General features: G+C 64.1%; 13 protein-coding genes. 5 read left to right on the top strand and 8 right to left on the bottom strand.

Annotated elements, in window-relative coordinates; translation table 11 throughout:
- From ACSQ3E_RS05290 to ACSQ3E_RS05300, 3 genes are all read right to left on the bottom strand, one after another.
- Positions 1-3,477 carry an indolepyruvate ferredoxin oxidoreductase family protein gene (locus tag ACSQ3E_RS05290; RefSeq protein WP_436121866.1) on the bottom strand — a complete coding sequence of 1,159 codons (3,477 nt, stop codon included), beginning with the start codon at positions 3,475-3,477 and terminating at the stop codon, positions 1-3.
- A gap of 206 nt (positions 3,478-3,683) precedes the next feature.
- Positions 3,684-4,217: a hypothetical protein gene (locus tag ACSQ3E_RS05295; protein ID WP_436121867.1), complete on the bottom strand. Its 534-nt coding sequence runs from the start codon at positions 4,215-4,217 to the stop codon at positions 3,684-3,686.
- Positions 4,210-4,809 carry a CGNR zinc finger domain-containing protein gene (locus ACSQ3E_RS05300; RefSeq protein WP_310322561.1) on the bottom strand — a complete coding sequence of 200 codons (600 nt, stop codon included), beginning with the start codon at positions 4,807-4,809 and terminating at the stop codon, positions 4,210-4,212. The genes ACSQ3E_RS05295 and ACSQ3E_RS05300 overlap by 8 nt, the downstream gene beginning before the upstream one ends.
- A 93-nt stretch (positions 4,810-4,902) precedes the next feature.
- On the opposite strand from ACSQ3E_RS05300, the gene ACSQ3E_RS05305 reads away from it, so the two are divergent.
- The 4 genes from ACSQ3E_RS05305 to ACSQ3E_RS05320 all read left to right on the top strand — a co-directional run bounded on the left by ACSQ3E_RS05305 (position 4,903) and on the right by ACSQ3E_RS05320 (position 9,178).
- Positions 4,903-5,811, top strand: a complete 909-nt coding sequence (locus ACSQ3E_RS05305; RefSeq protein WP_310322562.1) for a branched-chain amino acid ABC transporter permease — start codon at positions 4,903-4,905, stop codon at positions 5,809-5,811.
- Positions 5,812-6,011: 200 nt separating this feature from the next.
- On the top strand, positions 6,012-6,596 hold the full coding sequence (locus tag ACSQ3E_RS05310) for a TRAP transporter small permease subunit (RefSeq protein WP_310322565.1): 585 nt from the start codon (positions 6,012-6,014) through the stop codon (positions 6,594-6,596).
- The gene (locus tag ACSQ3E_RS05315; RefSeq protein WP_436121868.1) at positions 6,593-8,326 is read left to right on the top strand and encodes a TRAP transporter large permease; all 1,734 of its coding nucleotides are present in this window, start codon (positions 6,593-6,595) and stop codon (positions 8,324-8,326) included. Before ACSQ3E_RS05310 ends, ACSQ3E_RS05315 begins: the two co-directional genes overlap by 4 nt.
- 486 nt (positions 8,327-8,812) lie before the next feature.
- On the top strand, positions 8,813-9,178 hold the full coding sequence (locus ACSQ3E_RS05320; RefSeq protein ID WP_436121869.1) for a VOC family protein: 366 nt from the start codon (positions 8,813-8,815) through the stop codon (positions 9,176-9,178).
- Between the two features lie 63 nt (positions 9,179-9,241).
- Here the strand turns inward: ACSQ3E_RS05320 and ACSQ3E_RS05325 are convergent, their stop codons facing one another.
- Entirely contained in the window at positions 9,242-10,351 is a 1,110-nt protein-coding gene (locus ACSQ3E_RS05325) for a TRAP transporter substrate-binding protein (RefSeq protein WP_310322577.1), read from the bottom strand.
- 297 nt (positions 10,352-10,648) lie between these two features.
- On the opposite strand from ACSQ3E_RS05325, the gene ACSQ3E_RS05330 reads away from it, so the two are divergent.
- Entirely contained in the window at positions 10,649-11,422 is a 774-nt protein-coding gene (locus tag ACSQ3E_RS05330) for a gamma-glutamyl-gamma-aminobutyrate hydrolase family protein (protein ID WP_310322579.1), read from the top strand.
- 55 nt (positions 11,423-11,477) lie between these two features.
- Here the strand turns inward: ACSQ3E_RS05330 and ACSQ3E_RS05335 are convergent, their stop codons facing one another.
- From ACSQ3E_RS05335 to ACSQ3E_RS05350, 4 genes are all read right to left on the bottom strand, one after another.
- Positions 11,478-12,461 carry a 2-hydroxyacid dehydrogenase gene (locus ACSQ3E_RS05335; protein ID WP_436121870.1) on the bottom strand — a complete coding sequence of 328 codons (984 nt, stop codon included), beginning with the start codon at positions 12,459-12,461 and terminating at the stop codon, positions 11,478-11,480.
- Positions 12,458-13,492, bottom strand: a complete 1,035-nt coding sequence (locus tag ACSQ3E_RS05340) for a LacI family DNA-binding transcriptional regulator (protein WP_115730826.1) — start codon at positions 13,490-13,492, stop codon at positions 12,458-12,460. Before ACSQ3E_RS05340 ends, ACSQ3E_RS05335 begins: the two co-directional genes overlap by 4 nt.
- Positions 13,493-13,556: 64 nt before the next feature.
- Positions 13,557-14,495: a DMT family transporter gene (locus ACSQ3E_RS05345; protein WP_436121871.1), complete on the bottom strand. Its 939-nt coding sequence runs from the start codon at positions 14,493-14,495 to the stop codon at positions 13,557-13,559.
- 131 nt (positions 14,496-14,626) lie between these two features.
- On the bottom strand, positions 14,627-15,139 hold the full coding sequence (locus ACSQ3E_RS05350) for a MarR family winged helix-turn-helix transcriptional regulator (protein WP_310322585.1): 513 nt from the start codon (positions 15,137-15,139) through the stop codon (positions 14,627-14,629).
- Positions 15,140-15,261 lie beyond the last annotated feature (122 nt).

A 15,261-nucleotide genomic window follows, 5' to 3' on the forward strand; every position in this document is an offset into this window, starting at 1 on the left:
CTATTCGGCAGCCTGGAGGGTTGGGCTTGCCGGCGCGGCGTTCAACCTTTTGACCAGCCGCTCCCGTTCCCCCGACGCCTTGTCGACGCTCACATGCTTGACGTGTCCGTAGCCGCGGATCAGCTGCGGCACCGACGCCAGCGCTGCCGCAGCGTCAAGGTTGTCGCTGGAGAGCGAAGCGCGGATCAGTTCGAGATCGGCATCGTAGCGGTCGAGCAATGCGCGCTCCATGCGGCGCTCGGCGGTGTAGCCGAAGACATCGAGAGCACCGCCGCGCAGGCCCTTCATCGCCGCAAGCAGCTTGAAGCCCTTCATCATCCACGGACCGAAGCTCGACTTGCGTGCAACGCCATCGGCGCCCTTGCGGCCGAGGATCGGCGGCGCGAGATGGAATTCGAGCTTGTCGTAGCCCTGGAACTGCTTTGCCAACTCGCGCTGGAACGAGCCGTCGGTGTAAAGCCGGGCAACCTCGTACTCGTCCTTGATCGCCATGAGTTTGAAAAGCGAACGCGCCGCCGCTTCGGTGACGATTGTCGAGCCCGGCTTTGCCCTCTGCTCGGCGGCACGGAGGGCGGCGATGCGGCCGGTGTAGCGCTCGGCATAGGCGGCATTCTGGTAGGCTTTCAGGAACTCGGCGCGGCGAGCGATCACCTCGTCGAGCGTCTGGGCCACAGCAGGCTCGTCGCCACGGCTGGTCCGGCCGATCATGGTGCGGACGAATTCCGGCTCGTGAGCGGCGCGGCGACCCCAGCGGAAGGCGGCGACATTCATCGCGACCGCCTCGCCATTGAGCGCGATCGCCTTTTCGACCGCCTCGGCCGACAGCGGCAGGCCACCATGCTGGAAGGCAAAGCCGAGCATGAACATGTTGGCGCCGAGCGAGTTGCCGAACAGGGCCGACGCCGTGCGGGTGGCATCGAAGAAATGCGCGTTCGCCTCGCCTGCCGCCTCGCGGAGGGTCTTCTTCAGCCGCTCCGTCGGCAGCGAAAAATCGGCAGAGCGCGTGAACTCTCCGGGCATGATCTCAGCGGTGTTGGCGACGAAGATGGTATGGTTTTCGCGAACCGAAGCCAGCACCTTCTTGGCGCCCGACACGACGAGGTCGCAACCAAGGATCAGGTCGGCCTTGCCGGCCGAAACGCGGATGGCATTGATGTCGTCTGGCGAACGCGCGATGCGGACATGGGTGAACACCGAGCCGCCCTTCTGGGCGAGGCCGGCCATGTCGATCATGCCACAGCCCTTGCCCTCGAGATGAGCGGCCATGCCAAGCACAGCGCCGACGGTGACGACGCCGGTACCGCCAACGCCGTCGATGATGGCGGCCCAGCCGTCGCGGTCGAGCGGGAACTGCCTTGGCTCCGGCACGCCCTGCAAGGCGTCGCTGGTGCCGGCAATGCCTTCGGCCTTGCGGATCTTGCCGCCATGCACCGTCACAAAGGACGGGCAGAAGCCGTTGACGCAGGAAAAGTCCTTGTTGCAGCTCGACTGGTCGATCTTGCGCTTGCGGCCGAACTCGGTTTCGACCGGCTGGATCGAGACGCAGTTGGACTTGACGCCGCAGTCGCCGCAGCCCTCGCAGACCAGTTCGTTGATGAAGACGCGCTTGTCGGGATCGGGGAAGGTGCCGCGCTTGCGGCGCCGGCGTTTTTCGGCAGCGCAGGTCTGGTCGTAGAGCAGGACTGTAACGCCCTTGATGTCGCGCAGCTCGCGCTGGACGAGGTCGAGATCGTCGCGGTGATGGAAGGTCGTGCCGGCAGGAAACTGCGAGCGGCCGCCATATTTGTCCGGCTCGTCGGTGACCACGGCGATGCGCTCGACGCCCTCGGCGCGGACCTGGCGGGCGATCATGTCGACTGTCAGGCTGCCTTCGTGCGGCTGGCCGCCGGTCATCGCGACCGCGTCGTTGTAGAGGATCTTGTAGGTGATGTTGGCATCCGAGGCGAGCGCGAAGCGGAGCGCCAGCGTGCCCGAGTGGTTGTAGGTGCCGTCGCCGAGATTCTGGAAGATGTGCTCGCGCTTCGTGAACGGCGCCTGGCCGACCCATTGCGCGCCCTCTCCGCCCATGGCGGTGAAGCCGAGCGTGCTGCGGTCCATCCACAAGGCCATGAAGTGGCAGCCGATGCCAGCACCGGCGATCGAGCCCTCCGGCACCTTGGTCGAAGAATTGTGCGGGCAGCCGGAGCAGAAGAACGGCGTGCGCGAGGCGACGTCCTTGGTGTCGGCCAGCATTGCCTGGTACTGGCGCAGGCGGCTGACCCGGGCAGCGATCTCCTCCGACGGGCCGATGACCTTGAGCACGCGCTCGCCGATGGCAATTGCGATGTCGTTGGGGTCGAGCGCGCCCTTGGCCGGGAACAGCCAGTCGCCGCGCTCGTCCTTCTTGCCGACGACCTTGGGCTGCATCGAGGTGCCGTAGAGCTCCTCGCGCACCTGGACCTCGAGCAGCGAGCGCTTTTCCTCGACGACGACGATCATCTCGAGGTCGCGGGCAAAATCCCTGATGTGCTCGATGTCGAGCGGCCACGGGCAGCCGACCTTGAACAGGCGGATGCCGAGCTGGTTGGCGCGGCTCTCGTCGATGCCGAGGTCGTCGAGTGCCTGGCGCACGTCGAGGAAACTCTTGCCGACGGTGATGATGCCGATCTTTGGCTTGCGGCCGCCGGAGTAGATAATGCGATTGATGTTGTTGGCGCGGATGAAGGCCGACGCAGCGGCGCGCTTGTATTCGTGCAGCCGCGCTTCCTGGCCGAGCTGGTCGAGTTCGTGGCGGATGTTGAGCCCGCCAGGAGGCATGTCGAATTCGGGGATGACGATGTTGAGCCGGCCGAGCGAGGCATCGACGGAGGCTGTCGATTCGATGTTGTCCTTGACGCATTTGATCGCCGCCCAGGTGCCGGCGAAACGCGACAGGGCAAAGCCGTAGAGGCCGTAGTCGATCAGTTCCTGGACCCCGCCCGGGTTGAGGATCGGGATCATCGTGTCGACGAACAGGAACTCGGTGGCATGCGCGTTGGTCGAGGATTCGGCGGTGTGGTCGTCGCCCATCAGCGCCAGCACACCGCCCTTCTTCGACGAGCCGGCGAGATTGGCATGGCGGAAGACGTCGCCCGAGCGGTCGACGCCTGGGCCCTTGCCGTACCAGACCGAAAAGACGCCGTCGTGCTTGCCTTCGCCGAGCAGCTCGGCCTGCTGCGAGCCCCAACAGGCGGTGGCGGCAAGCTCCTCGTTGAGGCCGGGCTGAAAGACGATGTTGGACTGCGCCAGCTGCTTCTTGGCTTTCCACAGCTGGAGGTCGAGCCCACCGAGCGGCGAGCCGCGATAGCCCGAAACGAAGCCTGCGGTATCAAGGCCGGCGAGCCGGTCCCGCTCGCGCTGCATCAGGAGCATCCGGATGACGGCCTGGGCGCCGGAGAGGAAAATCCGCTCCTTGCCCAGATCGAACTTGTCGTCGAGAGCGACGTCGTGAAGCGTCATCAGCATTTCCTGTGCCCCAACCACCCTCGATTCGGGCGGCTGACCTTGGGTAGCCTAGCGATAGCTTTTCCGGGCGCGGCTGTCGCGTCAAACGAATTTCTTTGCTTGGGGAAAAGAACAATCGAAGGCGTGTATGGCCGTTGGCCACGCACGAATCCGCAAGCGGGAGCCGTCCACGCAAACGAAAATTGCCGCCGGAGGAAAGCTCAGGCGGCAGGCGGACAGGTTATGCCGCGGCCTCCGGGAAGATGCCCGTCCGGATGGCCCTTCAGCTCGGGATTGGGCTCGTATAGCGGCCCGACGACGAGCGGCTTGTCGGGCAGCACCGACTGGTCCTGCGACGAGACCATCGTCGTCTCCAGCGCCTGCATCAGCCCACCCTTTGCATTCTCGATGCGGATCGACACCTTGTAAGGCTTGTCCTTGACCACGCATTCGAGCGGCGGGCTGTTGATCGTCACCTTGTCGTTGAGCGGCCATATCTTCTGGCGCACGACGATCGCCTCGCCGCCGGCGGGGTTTTCGAACGTCGCAACCGCAGTCTCGCCCTCGCCGATCGGCTTCAGCGGCCGCAGCGTCACCAGATATTGGACTGTCGCGAGCCGGTAGTTGAAGACGAATAGCCGGCCGGACAGCTCGAAATGCTCGCCCTCGCTGCCGCTTTCGCGGCAGCCGGCCAGTGCCAGAAATGCCAACGCCGATAAAGCAAAGGCTGTGCGCAAAAATCTCCGCTCAACCATTCAGCACCTCCTCCTTGCGCCTGCTGTAGTGGCGCTTCGCCTTCTGGCGGTTGCCGCAGACGGCCATGTCGCACCACAGCCGGCTGCCGTTGCGGCTGCGGTCGACGAACAGCCAGTTGCAGTTCGGGCAGATGCGCAGCCGCGACATGGTGCCGGCCGACAAGAGCGAGAGCGCGGAAACAGCGAGTGCGGCCTCGAAATCCAGCGGTTCCGGCGCGGCACCGAAGGGCGCTTCGGCGCTCAGGCTTTCGCGCGCACCAGCGAGCCCGCCGGCACAGGCGCTGAGGAAACCGGGCATGTCGACTGTCGCAAGCACGCCCTCGATGACGCTGCGCCGCATCAGGCGGTCGGTGGTTTCGCGAATGGAAATGACCTTGCCGGCAATCGCCTGTGGGTCGGGCGCGGCAAGCGCCCTGCCCTTGAGCTCGTCGGCGCGAAAACCGCTGGCGGCCACGGCAAAACGGGCGATCTCCACCGGATCGTCGAAACGGTCGAAGCTGCGCTCCGCATCACCGCGCAACACCACCGTGTTGGCGGTGTCGAGCGCGAGCACGCCGCCGGAGAAACGATGCCGGGTCCAGGAAACTGCCATGCCTCAATCTAACTGGTAAACGCAATTTGACAAGTTAGTATTGCGAGCGCAGTCTTGCGGCACGGGACAGCTACCCGCGCCGCCGGACAACGCATGCTCTATTTCCTGCAACAGCTTCTCAACGGCGTGCATTCGGCTGCGGTCTACGGCCTGCTGGCCTTCGGCTATGCCTTGGGCAACGGCCTGCTCCAGCGCACCAATCTTGCCTATGGCGGCATCTTCGCCTTTTGCGGCCAGACGATGATCCTGGCGGCCGTCTACGGCTACCAGGCGCTATGGCTGACGCTGCCGGCGACAATCGCTTTCGGCATGGTCGTGGCGCTCGCCTACGCCGCCCTCTTGAGCCGGGTCCTGTCCAAGGCCGTCTTCGCCCCGCTGGCCAGCCGTTCGCCCAACGCCATCGTCGCCGCCACGCTCGGCGTGATGATCGTGCTGATGGAGATGAGCCGCATTGCCGCCGACACTCACGACTACTGGCTGCCGCCGATGCTGGCGACGCCGGTGGTCTTCGCCTCAGGCGGCAATTTCGTTGCGACGCTGACGGTGATCCAGCTGATCAACACGGCAGTGGCGGTCGCGGTCATCATTTGGGGCGCGGCCACTTTGGCGCGATCGAATTTCGGCCGGCATTGGCGGGCTGTCGCCGACGATCCCTTCGCCGCAAGACTCTGCGGCATCGACACGGCACAGGTGTTCCACCGCGCCTTGCTGTTCGGCGGCTTGTGCGCTGGCCTAGCGGGTGTGCTGGCGGCACTTTACTATGGTAATCTTGGCTTCGGCGCCGGCCTCGTCTACGGCCTGAAGATCCTGTTCATCACTGCGGTCGGCGGCTACTACGCCCCTGGAAAAGCAGCCCTGGGTGCTGCCGCCTTCGGCATCGCCGAGTCTCTCTGGGCCGGCTACTTCCCGATCGAATGGCGCGACGCCTGGATGTATGGCCTGCTCGCGGCGATGCTGGTTCTGACCGGCGACCGCAAGGACGCGCCAAGCCCGGCCACCTGACCGCAAAATCGCCTTCGACTTTGGTCGCATGCCGCACGGCCTTCCGGCCTTTTCCCTTGTTTTGCTACCTTCGCAGCAATTGACGTGCACCGCGCGTTATGTTGACGCCGCACCCATGACCGGCATACCCATGAGCATTGGGAGTGCCGAAAAAGAACGTAGGGGAACAACGGCTGCCCCACACAACCTGGGAGGAATGCATGGCAGGGCTTCTCGCTCTATCCAGAGCCATTGACCGTATCAACGAGGCAATCGGCAAGACGGTGGCGTGGGCGATCCTACTCGCCATCCTCGTCAGCGCCGGCAATGCGGTGATCCGCAAGGCATTCAACATGTCGTCCAATGCCTGGCTGGAGCTTCAGTGGTACCTGTTCGGCGCCGCTTTCATGCTGGCAGCCGCCTACACGCTGAAGCAGAACGAGCACATCCGCATCGACATCGTCTACGGCATGTTTTCACGCCGGGTGCAGCACTGGATCGACCTGCTTGGCCATGTGCTGTTCCTGATGCCCTTCGTCATCCTGATGATCTTCTACTTCATCCCCTATGTCAGCCTGTCGTTCCGTTCCGGCGAGATGTCGTCGAGCGCCGGCGGCCTGATCCTGTGGCCGGCAAAGGCGCTGCTGCTGATGGGCTTCATCCAGCTCGGCTTCCAGGGCATTTCCGAGATCATCAAGAAGATCGCCATCATGCGTGGCGACATGGAGGACCCGACACCGTTCATCTCGGCACACGAACAAGCTGAACTCGAAGGCAAGGCTCTGGCCGACGAGGTGCGCCCATGATCGAGTTCATCGCCCAGAACATGGCGCCGATCATGTTCTTCTCGCTGATCGTGTTCATGCTGCTTGGCTACCCGGTAGCATTCTCGCTTGCCGCCAACGGCCTGCTGTTCTTCTTCATCGGCGTCGAGCTCGCGCCCTATTCGAACGGCTCGATCAACCTTTCCTGGCCGTTGCTCTACGCCTTGCCCGAACGCTTCTGGGGGGTGATGTCGAACGAGACGCTGCTTGCGATCCCGTTCTTCACCTTCATGGGCATCGTGCTGGAACGGTCCGGCATGGCCGAAGATCTGCTCGACACCATCGGCCAGCTGTTCGGCCCGATCCGCGGCGGTCTCGCCTATGCCGTCATCTTCGTCGGCGCGCTCCTGGCCGCAACCACCGGCGTGGTTGCCGCCTCGGTCATCGCCATGGGCCTGATATCGCTGCCGATCATGCTGCGTTACGGCTACGACCGCCGTCTTGCCTCCGGCGTCATCGCCGCGTCAGGAACCCTGGCTCAGATTATCCCGCCCTCGCTCGTGCTCATCGTGCTCGCCGACCAGCTCGGCCGCTCGGTCGGCGACATGTACAAGGGCGCGCTGATCCCCGGTCTCGTGCTCACCGGTCTGTACATGCTCTACATCTTCCTGATGTCGATCTTCCGGCCGAAGTCGATGCCGGCGCTTCCGCTGGAGGCTCGCACGCTGGGCCATGGCGTGACCTCGCTGTTCGTGGCCCTGGCCGTGGCAGCAGTCATCGCCTATGCGGCGCATGTCTATCTCTCGCCTACCCACGGCGCCAATGCCGACATCCTCGGCGCCTGCGTCGGCGTCATCGTGATCTATGTCGTCGCCATCGCCGACCGCGGCATGAAGATCAATATGATGTCGCGACTGGCCCAGCAGGTGATCATCGTGCTGATCCCGCCGCTGGCACTGATATTCCTGGTGCTCGGCACGATCTTCCTCGGCATCGCCACGCCGACCGAAGGTGGCGCGATGGGTGCCGTCGGCGCACTGATCATGGCCGCCGCCAAGGGCCGCCTCAATCTCGAGGTGATCAAGCAGGCGTTGGCCTCTACCACCCGGCTGTCGTCCTTCGTGCTGTTCATCCTGATCGGCGCCCGCGTCTTCTCGCTGACCTTCTACGGCGTCAACGGCCACCTCTGGGTCGAACACCTGCTGGTGTCTCTGCCTGGCGGCGAAGTCGGCTTCTTGATCGCCGTAAACGTGCTGGTGTTCCTGCTGGCCTTCTTCCTCGACTTCTTCGAGCTGGCCTTCATCATCGTGCCGCTGCTGGCGCCTGCCGCCGACAAGCTCGGCATCGACCTGATCTGGTTCGGCGTGCTCTTGGGCGTCAACATGCAGACGTCCTTCATGCACCCGCCCTTTGGCTTCGCGCTGTTCTACCTGCGTTCGGTGGCAGCACGCGTGCCCTATCTCGACCGCATCACCGGCAAGAACATCCAGCCGGTGACGACGGGCCAGATCTACTGGGGTGCGGTGCCGTTCGTCTGCATCCAGATCATCATGATCGGCCTGACCATCGCCTTCCCGCAGATGGTGATGCACTACAAGGGCAAGACGGTCGATCCATCGACGATCGAAATCAAGATGCCCGACATGCCCGGGCTCGGCGGCGGCCTCGGCCTGCCACCGCTCGGCGCGCCGGCTCCCGGCACGGCACCAGCACCGGGCACTGCCCCGGCAGCTCCAGCCAACGATCTCTCGAAGCCACCAAGCTTCAACTGATCCACAAGCAGAAAGGGCGCCCATGTGGCGCCCTTTCTTTGCCCGCAAAGGCCCGCGTGACGCCAGCGCATCGACGGACCGCAACTTCCATCCCTCCGAAGCGCCACCGCACGGCTGAGATAACAGGCTGTCTTGGGGCAAGGACAATCTGCGGCCAAGCCAAGAAAATTGGCCGGACTTGTTTCTTGGCGTTGGCATGAAGGGGCGGATCACAGCGATGGATGCACCATTCGCCGTGCCAAGATTGCCTTTGCCAGGAAATCGCAATTCTGCTATCTGGCGATCGCCGAAAAAGACATGGCCGGTTCGGTAAGTCCGGTCACTTCCCAATGGAAGCCTGCCCACCGCATTGCGGGAGGACCCACGGCCGGACCGCGATGGCATTTGCCGCGCGACCGGCGGGTCTGTGGCAAATGCCCTTGAGGCACACGATCTCCGGTCGGCTCGGCACATCCTGTCCGCACTTGAACCGAACAGGAGACCAAAATGAAACTCAACCACGCCAACCTCACCACGACAGACGTCGCCGCATTGGCCGGCTTCTTCGCCGACCATTTCGGCTTCAGGCTCGACGCCATGCGCGGCAAGGACGCCTTTGCCGTGCTGACCGGCAGCGATGGCTTCGCCCTCAACCTGATGAAGCCCGCAAGCGACGACGGCCCCTACCCCTCGGGCTTCCACGTCGGCTTCTTCGTCGACAGCCCGGAGATCGTCCGCGACAAGCAGGCCGAACTTGCCAGTGCAGGCTTCACACCGGGTGAAGTCCAGGAACTGACCCGCGGCGGCATCAGGTCGACGACCTTCTACTGCAACGCCCCCGGCGGCGTGCTGGTCGAAGTCGCCTCGCATTGAAGCCAAAGAAAAGAGCCCCGGAGCTATGCTCCGGGGCTCTTTTGAACCAGGCGTTTGGGAAGCTTAGAGCTTGCCGTTGCGCTGCTGGATCATCATGAAGGTGTCGTAGTTGTATTCGGCGATCTGCGCCCACAGATAGTGGTCCTTGCGGAACGCCTTGATCGAATCCCAGATCTTCTTGAAGCCGGGATTGCTGGCTTCCATCTCGGCATAGACCTCGTTGGCCTTGTCGAAGCAGGCCGAGAGGATTTCCGGGCTGAACGGACGCAGCTGCGCGCCGTTGGCAACCAGGCTCTTGACTGCCGTCGGGTTCAGGAAGTCGTACTTCTGCAGCATGTTGGCGTCCGCAGCCTGGGCAGCGGTGCGCAGCAGTGCCTTGTAAGCGGCTGGCAGTTCTTCGACCTTGGCCTTGTTGAACATGAAGTGGACCGTCGGACCACCTTCCCACCAGCCGGGATAGTAGTAGTAGGGCGCGACCTTCTGGAAGCCGAGCTTCTCGTCGTCATAGGGACCGACCCATTCGGCCGCGTCGATAGTGCCCTTTTCCAGCGCCGGATAGATGTCGCCACCGGCGATCTGCTGCGGCACGACGCCGAGACGCTCGACGACCTTGCCGGCGAAGCCGCCGATGCGCATCTTCAGGCCCTGCAGGTCGGCGACCGTGTTGATCTCCTTGCGGAACCAGCCGCCCATCTGCACGCCGGTGTTGCCGCCGGGGAGGCCGTAGAGACCCTGGGTCGCCAGGAACTCGTTGAACAGGTCAATACCGCCGCCATGATAATGCCAGGCGTTCATGCCGCGCGCATTGAGCGCGAAGGGAACGGCCGCACCCAGCGCCCACGTGGGGTCCTTGCCCCAGTAATAATATGCCACCGTATGGCAGGCTTCGACCGTACCGGCGGTCGTGGCGTCCGCAGCCTGCAGGCCGGGCACGATTTCGCCGGCCGCAAAGACCTGGATGGTGAAGTTGCCGTCGGTGGCTTCCGACAGATGCTTCGACAGGACTTCAGCGCCACCAAAGATGGTGTCGAGCGACTTCGGAAAGGACGACGCGAGCCGCCATGTGATCTTGGGATTGGACTGGGCAATTGCCGGTGCCGCAAGCGTCGCTGCGGCGGCAGCCGCACCTACGCCGGTGGTTCCGGCCTTCCTGATAAATGAACGGCGATCCATCAAAATCCTCCCATAGTGGACCGAAAGACATACGACGCTGGGGAAATATTTGGCCTCCCACCACTCACGCCGACCGCGACAATACACGGCGAAGGGTATGAGTAAAGCGCGCCCGAGGGGGCGGCGAAGCTTTGGCCGCGCAAAACGCTACGGCAGCGCAAGCATCTAAAACTATAGTCTAATCCCGCCCGTCTGGCACATACGAGATATGCAAACTTGTGTTGGAAAAGCGCCACGGGATCGCCTATTTTATAGGCAAGGAAACAGCCTGCTTTCCACAAGGATTCGAACCCGATCATGCACCAGCCGCTCGTCGCCGTGTCGTCAGACGTCAAGCAGTTCGAGAACTACACCTGGCATGCGGCGCCCCAGCAATATCTTGAGGCGGCGATTTCGGGTGCCGGCGTGCTGCCAGTGCTGGTTCCCAATTTCGGCGACCGCCTCGACCTCGACGAACTCCTGTCCTCCGTCGACGGCGTGATGCTGACCGGCTCGAAGTCCAACGTCGATCCGCGCCTCTACGGCGAGGAAGCGACCGAAGCCAACGGCCCTTACGACTTCGCTCGCGACTCCACCACCATGCCCTTGATCCGCAAGGCGATCGAGCGCGGCGTGCCCTTGCTCGCCATCTGCCGCGGCATCCAGGAATTGAACGTCGCCCTCGGCGGCTCGCTCGCCACCGAGATCCAGGAGCGCGAAGGCATCGCCGATCACCGCGCACCCGTCAGCGACAACCAGGACGAACGCTTCGCCATCCACCAGGTGGCGACCATCAAGCCGGGCAGCTGCCTAGCCGGCGTGTTCGGCCCGGGCGACATCCTGGTCAACTCGGTCCACCGCCAAGCGGTCGAACGGCTCGGCGCGAAGCTGCAAGTCGAGGCGGTGGCGCCCGATGGCACTGTCGAAGCGGTATCCGTCCGCGACTCCCGCGCCTTCGCCGTCGGCGTCCAGTGGCACCCGGAATACTGGGTCAAGTCGGACGACGTTTCGCAGCGCATCTTCAAGGCTTTTGGTGATGCCGTACGCGCACACGCGGTCGCAAGGCAGGCCGCACGGACGGCAGCGGAGTAAGGTCCTGACACCTCCCCTCGCCGGGGAGGCCGCTCATCGCAGCCGGACTGGCCTGCTACGCCTTGGCCGTCACATGCGCCGTCTCAGGTACGGGCGTCAGCGCTCGCCGCTCTTTTGAAAACCACGAAAAGATGTTGTCGGCCGCAAGGTCGGCCATTGCCTGTCGTGTTTGGATCGTGGCGGAGGCGACGTGCGGCAGCAGCGATGCGTTGGGCAGGTCGATGAGCGCCTGCGGCACGTTGGGCTCGTCGGCGAAAACGTCGAGGCCGGCAGCCAGGATCGTGCCTTTTGAAAGAGCCGCAACCAGAGCTGCCTCGTCGACGGTAGCGCCACGGCCGACATTGACGAAGACGCCGTTGGCACCGAGCGCTTCGAAGATGCCGGCGTCGACGATCTTTTCGGTGTGCGGCGTGGCGGGAGCTACCGAGACCAGTGTGTCGACGGCCAATGCCAGCTCCTTCAGTGTCGGATGGTAGGCGTAGGCGACACCCTCGACGGGACGGCGGTTGTGATAGGCGATCGGCAGCCCGAAGGCTTCGAGCCGGCGGGCGATGGCAAGGCCGATACGGCCCATGCCGAAGATGCCGACACGGCGGCCGCGCAGCGTGCCCGGCGTCAGCCGATAGCCGCCCTCGCTGACCCAGCGCCCGTCGCGCAGCCAGGCTTCGGCCCGCGGCAGCTCGCGCACCGTGTTGATGAGCAGGCCGACAGCGGTGTCGGCAACCTCCTCGGTCAGGACGTCAGGCGTGTTGGTGACCATGACGCCACGCGTGCCGGCATGGCGCGCGTCGACACCATCGTAGCCGACGCCGAAATTGGCGATGATCTCGAGCTTGGGCAAAGCGTCGATAAAGGCCGCATCGACGCGCCCTGCCGAGGCTATGCCGCGCACCTGCGCTTTCATCTCATCTGTCAGCAGCGCCGGATCGCCCGAGATGATATGAACGAGCGGAAATGCCGATTTGAGCCGCTCGGCGACGCGCGGATGCAACGAGCCGGGGATCAGGATCGCCGGCGTTTCGGAATTCGACACGGTCATGTGCGTTCTTTGGGCTTTCCGGTGGACTGCCTGACATGCAGCTCGGGCTTGATGAGTTCCTGGGACGGCCGCACCGACTGGCCGTTGAGCTTGTCGAGCAAAGCGCTTGCGGCGCGTCGGCCGACTTCGCGCTGGCCGTTCCACACCGTGGTCAGCGCCGGCGTCGCGATCTGCGCTTCCTCGAGATCGTCGTAGCCGGTGACGGAGACATCGATGCCGGGCACGAGGCCAGCACGCGCGATGCCGTTCATCAGGCCGATGGCGACGAGGTCGTTCCAGCAGCAGGCAGCTGTCGGCTTGTCTTTCAGCGCCAGGAACTGGCCCGCCGCCTCGAAGCCGCCCTGCTTGGTGCGCGGGCCGGCGATGCGCCAGGTCGGCAGCACTTCCAGCCCCGCCGCTTCCATGGCGTTGAGATACCCCTGGTAGCGGTGGCGGCCGGTCGAGGTCTGGTCGGTGCCGCCGATCATGGCGATGCGCTTGTGGCCGAGCGAGATCAGGTGATTGGTGGCAAGTGCGGTGCCATAGGCGTCGTCCCCTCGGAACACAGGTACTTCGGCGCCCTCGACCGAACGGGCGATCAGCACGGCGGGAAGGCCATTCTCCTCGGCCATGACGATGTCTTCCGCCGGCGTGCCGATGGCGGGCGACATGATCACCCCGTCGGCGCCGAGCTGCAGCAGCGTGTCGACGAAGGTGCGCTGCTTCTCCAAGTCGTCATAGTGGTTGGAGAGGATGAAGGTCTGCCGGCTGCGGTCGAGCTCGCTCTCGATGGAGCGCAGGATCTCGGCGTAGAACGGGTTCATGATGTCGTGGACGACGACGCCAACGATGCCCGAGCGCGATGTGCGCAGACTGGCGGCACGGCGGTTGTAGATGTAGCCGATCTCGCGGGCATGCTGCTTGATGCGGTCACGGGTGACGTCGGCGACAAGCGGGCTGTCGCGCAAGGCGAGCGACACGGTCGCGGTCGAAACGCCGAGCGCGTCGGCAATCGTCGAAAGCTTGATCTTCTGAGCCAGCGGGCCCTCCATCCGCAAGCGTGAACGGACGGTCTTTTAAACCGTTTAAAGCCGTATGCCATTGTTCAACGGCAAATCAAAGCTTTTTTGCCAGCTCTTCGGTTTCGGCACTTGGCGCAGCACGGTTCCGGACCCTCAACGTGTGCTCACGATGGATGATGTAGAGGCCGCTGGCGACAATGATCGCAGCACCCGCGAGCGTCCAGCGGTCGGGCAACTGGTCGAACACCAGCCAGCCCAGGATGATCATCCAGACCATCTGCAGGTAGGGGTAAGGCGCAAGTGCCGTGGCCGAGGCACGCTGATAGGCCTTGATCAGCAGCCAGTGGCCGAAACCGCCGAAGACGCCGAGCCCAAACAACACCAGCCAATCATAGAGATGGGCCGGCAACGAACCGGCGAGCGGCACAGCCGGCAGCATGCCGATCGCCGGAACCACCGCCGAATAGAGGATCAGGCTCTCGGCCGTCTCCCGCCTGCCCATCTGGCGCGTCATGATGGTGTAGAGCGACGAACTCAGCATGGCGCAGAGCGAGAAGATGTGGCCGATGCCGAAGCCGCCGAAGCCGGGCCGGGTGATGACGATGACACCGAGGAACCCGACGCCGACGGCAAGCCAGCGCCGCCAGCCGGCCCATTCGCCAAGCAGCGGCCCGGCAAGTGCGGTGATGACCATCGGGCTGGCGAAATTGATCGACACCGTTTCGGCAAGCTGCAGCGTCTGCAGCGCCAGGAAATTGAAGATCGTCGAGCCGAACATGAAGACGGCACGCAGGATCTGCAGCCACAGGCTTTGCGGCACCAGGCGCTCCGGCCGTTCCCAGGCCCTGAACAGCACCAGCACGATCACCGCATGCACGGCGAAACGCACCCAGGTGACGAAGGGTGCCGCCATGCCTGATGTCACGAGATGCTTGGCGCTGGTGTCGAGGAAGGAAAACACGAGGCCCGAGGCAAATATCAGCAGGATCGCCGATGAGGGCGTTGCGATTTCTGCTGGTTTTTGAGGAGACACGCTGGCAGGCCGGGCAAATGACGAGGGGATGATTGGCTATTGCGCCTATCGACGCCGCCCGGCAAGGCAAAAGAGGTGGACCAGGACATTTTCCATCCCTGGGACGGGATGGAACGCCTTTGCCGATGCGGCTACTCCGCCGCTTCGGCTTCCACTTCGGGCTCGACCTCGACGGCACCTTCGACGTCGGCGGCTGCCTCGTCGTCGATCAGGGTCAGGTCGGACAGGTTGGCCTCGATGCGCAGCAGGAGCTTGGACAGCTGCTTGACGTCCTTCTTGTCAAAACCCTTGAGCGCCTGCTTCTCGGTCTTCTTGACCGACTTCTCGACGGCGCGGATGGCGTCGCGGCCCGTTTCGGTGAGGAAGATATGGGCCTGGCGGGCATCGGTTTCGGACGCGCGCTTTTCCAGGAAGCCCTGGGCCTGCAGCCGGTTGATGGTCTTGGTGATGGTCGGCGGGCGCACGCCGAGCCGCGAGGCGAGCTGGCCGGGCGTCTGGCCGTCATCGTCGTGCAGCGACAGCATGATCTGGTCCTGGCCGGCATAGAAGCCATGCGCCAGAAGCCGTGCGGCCAGCGAGGTGCGCGCCAGCCGGGCGACCTGGTGAAGCCGGCTCATCGCCGCGCCTTTGTTGGACTTGGACATCCGCATCTCCTGCGCCACGCCTCGTACCGTGATGGCCGAGAATAGTTGCTGCGTGGCCCTTTGCAATCGACTGCGCGGGAGATTGTTGCCTGCTCGTTTTGCCGGCAACCGACCACCTGCAC

The organism is Aminobacter sp. LjRoot7, assembly GCF_964252895.1.
Taxonomy (GTDB): Bacteria; Pseudomonadota; Alphaproteobacteria; order Rhizobiales; family Rhizobiaceae; genus Aminobacter; species Aminobacter aminovorans_B.

What these genes read in the sequence shown, in the direction of transcription:
- ACSQ3E_RS05290 (WP_436121866.1), bottom strand. Translation starts at nt 3,477, where the DNA reads ATGACGCTTCACGACGTCGCTCTCGACGACAAGTTCGATCTGGGCAAG.
- ACSQ3E_RS05295 (WP_436121867.1), bottom strand. Translation starts at nt 4,217, where the DNA reads ATGGTTGAGCGGAGATTTTTGCGCACAGCCTTTGCTTTATCGGCGTTG.
- ACSQ3E_RS05300 (WP_310322561.1), bottom strand. Translation starts at nt 4,809, where the DNA reads ATGGCAGTTTCCTGGACCCGGCATCGTTTCTCCGGCGGCGTGCTCGCG.
- ACSQ3E_RS05305 (WP_310322562.1), top strand. Translation starts at nt 4,903, where the DNA reads ATGCTCTATTTCCTGCAACAGCTTCTCAACGGCGTGCATTCGGCTGCG.
- ACSQ3E_RS05310 (WP_310322565.1), top strand. Translation starts at nt 6,012, where the DNA reads ATGGCAGGGCTTCTCGCTCTATCCAGAGCCATTGACCGTATCAACGAG.
- ACSQ3E_RS05315 (WP_436121868.1), top strand. Translation starts at nt 6,593, where the DNA reads ATGATCGAGTTCATCGCCCAGAACATGGCGCCGATCATGTTCTTCTCG.
- ACSQ3E_RS05320 (WP_436121869.1), top strand. Translation starts at nt 8,813, where the DNA reads ATGAAACTCAACCACGCCAACCTCACCACGACAGACGTCGCCGCATTG.
- ACSQ3E_RS05325 (WP_310322577.1), bottom strand. Translation starts at nt 10,351, where the DNA reads ATGGATCGCCGTTCATTTATCAGGAAGGCCGGAACCACCGGCGTAGGT.
- ACSQ3E_RS05330 (WP_310322579.1), top strand. Translation starts at nt 10,649, where the DNA reads ATGCACCAGCCGCTCGTCGCCGTGTCGTCAGACGTCAAGCAGTTCGAG.
- ACSQ3E_RS05335 (WP_436121870.1), bottom strand. Translation starts at nt 12,461, where the DNA reads ATGACCGTGTCGAATTCCGAAACGCCGGCGATCCTGATCCCCGGCTCG.
- ACSQ3E_RS05340 (WP_115730826.1), bottom strand. Translation starts at nt 13,492, where the DNA reads ATGGAGGGCCCGCTGGCTCAGAAGATCAAGCTTTCGACGATTGCCGAC.
- ACSQ3E_RS05350 (WP_310322585.1), bottom strand. Translation starts at nt 15,139, where the DNA reads ATGTCCAAGTCCAACAAAGGCGCGGCGATGAGCCGGCTTCACCAGGTC.